Source organism: Lactobacillus sp. UMNPBX4 (genome assembly GCF_002554115.1).
GTDB classification, from domain to species: domain Bacteria; phylum Bacillota; class Bacilli; order Lactobacillales; family Lactobacillaceae; genus Lactobacillus; species Lactobacillus gallinarum.
This window is the reverse complement of the sequence record NZ_PCZF01000090.1, coordinates 1-2,346: the sequence shown is the minus strand read 5'-3', so window position 1 is coordinate 2,346 and position 2,346 is coordinate 1. Positions and strand designations below refer to the sequence as shown.

Here is a 2,346-nt window from a genome sequence, read left to right as displayed (position 1 = left end):
GTTGGCGCAAGCTAACGAGCCACTAAGCCCTAGACTTCAGTCTAGGGTAGTTGACAGGTAAATAAAAATATAGAATGAATAAAATTAATATCGGTAAAATTATAAAATATAAAAACTTTTTCATGATATTTATATTATCTACTAAATCTAAGGGCGTGACTAAACCATTTAGATTATAGATGTAAGATTAAGAGGTTTAATTGAATCTTGAAAGCTTTTTTCATTGATAAAATTCTGTATAATAAAGCTTAAGCATATTAAAGGAAGTTGATTAATTAACTATGTTAAAAGAAGAGAAGAAATTTGATCAATTGGGGCAAAAATTATTTATGCAAGGCACTTTGCAAGAATTTGAAAAGAAAAATGGCCCAATTAAGGGCAGAATGGCAATTACTGAGGGTAAAATTCCGCCTGAAATGTTAAATAAATTGCAACCTGAATTAATGAAAAATCCTAAATGGAAAGTAGTCGAAGGCAGTTTTGATTTTTCAAACTATACTATTGGGATGGTAGTAGGTCTTAATCCAATCAAGCCATTGAGTGAAGGATGGCTAGTTCCTCAATTAGGTCATCCCGGTGTACAACCAGATAAGCATTGGCAGGAATTCTTTATGGAAAAAGTAATGAATTCAATTGACGAAAATGGTCATATTGATTTGCCATTGTTTACTTGGATTTCAGATAAGAATGATTTGACGAAATCTGCAAAAGATATGTAGTAAAAAAGCCATTTAGAAGGATGAAAGACCTTCTTGGGTGGCTTTTTGCATTTTATTTTAAAAAATTATGAAAAATTATTATAATCTAGTTTATAATTCGGTTTAAGAATGAAAACCGAAAAAAAACGAAAACTTCACGGAATTTAGGAGGTTATGAGAGAATGACGGAGAATAACGAACAGACGAAAATCACTGATACCAAGCTTAAAGGCGCATTAGACACGGCAATCTTTGCTGGGGGATGCTTTTGGTGCATGGTGAGTCCATTTGATAAGCTGCCCGGAATAGAAAAGGTAGTTAGTGGGTATACTGGTGGTCATGTTGCTAATCCAACTTACGAAGAAGTCTGCACGGGTAAAACTGGGCATACAGAAGCCGTTGAAATTACTTTCGATCCTGAAAAAATGCCTTATCAAAAGTTGCTTCAATATTATTGGCAGGTTACTGATCCCACGGATGCAATGGGGCAGTTCCAAGATCGTGGCGATCAATATCGTCCCGTAATTTACTATAATTCACCAGCACAGAAGGAAGCTGCGGAGAAGTCCAAACAAGAATTAGCTGAAAGCGGCAAGTTCGATGATCCGATTGTAACGCAAATTGAACCAGCTCAACCATTTTATCCAGCAGAAGAATATCACCAAGATTTCTATAAAAAAGATCCGCTTCGTTATGCAATGGAAGAAGCGGGTGGCCGAGAAAAATTTATCAAAGAACACTGGGATAAATAATGAAAGCCTTGTCTGTGCGTGGTGACTATATCATGCAGATGATTAACGGCACCAAGAAAATAGAATACCGCACGTGGAAAACTAATTATCGTGGACCAATTCTGATGTGCTCTACGGCAAAAAGAGTGCCGAATTCTGCACCAGGATATGCACTTTGCGTGATGGATCTGTATCGAATAGACTGGAATGATGTCGATCAATGCTATTATTGGTACATTAAACTTAAGAATTTGATTGATCCGATTAAAGTAAAAGGACAGCTTAAGCTTTTTAATGTTGATGATGATGTAATTATTCCAATTAAGAGCTCAGAATTTGAAAAACAAGTTATTCCATTGATTTATCGTTCCAAAAATAAACACGTTTAATAATATAACTTATGTAAAGCGGTAAAAATATGACAATTATTGCTTTGGATCATTTTGTAATTACTGTGACTGATTTAAATAAATCTAAGAATTTTTATCATGAAATTCTAGGATTGCCTATTGTTGATGAACAAAATGGCTTCGTTTCTCTTCAATGTGGTGATCAATTAATTCGACTGAGAAAAAAGACTAATGGGGTTAACGCAATTGTGGCTAAACAATTGGAAACGAGAGTTTTTGATTTTTGTCTTAAAACTGATCAACCTATTAAAAATGTGATAGCTAAGTATAAATCAAATAATCAAGAGATTATTTCGGGCCCAGTAGAGAAGCATGGTGCACATGGAAAAATGACTTCTGCTATACTAGGGATCCAGATGGAAACTTGGTCGAAGTCTGTTCTTATGAATGATTACTATATAGCTAGTGCTAAACATTGAAAAAAGGTTTGTTTTTTAATATTAAAAAATGAAGGCGGATTGTAAAATCAAATTGAACACTTCGTTCAAATATTAAAAAAAGTCCATT

The 2,346-nt window shown here is 34.3% G+C and carries 4 protein-coding genes; all 4 read left to right on the top strand.

From position 1 onward, the window contains the following. Positions 1-281: 281 nt before the first annotated feature. Positions 282-719, top strand: coding sequence for a hypothetical protein (locus CP355_RS09715; RefSeq protein ID WP_087236174.1), 438 nt, complete (start codon positions 282-284; stop codon positions 717-719). A 161-nt stretch (positions 720-880) separates the two neighbouring features. Next, on the top strand, positions 881-1,450 hold the full coding sequence (msrA, locus tag CP355_RS09710) for a peptide-methionine (S)-S-oxide reductase MsrA (protein ID WP_087236176.1): 570 nt from the start codon (positions 881-883) through the stop codon (positions 1,448-1,450). After that, positions 1,450-1,818 carry an ASCH domain-containing protein gene (locus CP355_RS09705; protein WP_025006185.1) on the top strand — a complete coding sequence of 123 codons (369 nt, stop codon included), beginning with the start codon at positions 1,450-1,452 and terminating at the stop codon, positions 1,816-1,818. The genes msrA and CP355_RS09705 overlap by 1 nt, the downstream gene beginning before the upstream one ends. Before the next feature lie 29 nt (positions 1,819-1,847). After that, a complete protein-coding gene (locus CP355_RS09700) occupies positions 1,848-2,258 on the top strand; it encodes a VOC family protein (RefSeq protein ID WP_233187037.1) in 411 nt (136 codons plus the stop codon). Positions 2,259-2,346: the final 88 nt, after the last annotated feature.

Excerpts from the sequence above, each read along its gene's own strand:
- CP355_RS09700 (WP_233187037.1), top strand. The coding sequence starts at position 1,848 with ATGACAATTATTGCTTTGGATCATTTTGTAATTACTGTGACTGATTTA.
- CP355_RS09705 (WP_025006185.1), top strand. The coding sequence starts at position 1,450 with ATGAAAGCCTTGTCTGTGCGTGGTGACTATATCATGCAGATGATTAAC.
- msrA (WP_087236176.1), top strand. The coding sequence starts at position 881 with ATGACGGAGAATAACGAACAGACGAAAATCACTGATACCAAGCTTAAA.
- CP355_RS09715 (WP_087236174.1), top strand. The coding sequence starts at position 282 with ATGTTAAAAGAAGAGAAGAAATTTGATCAATTGGGGCAAAAATTATTT.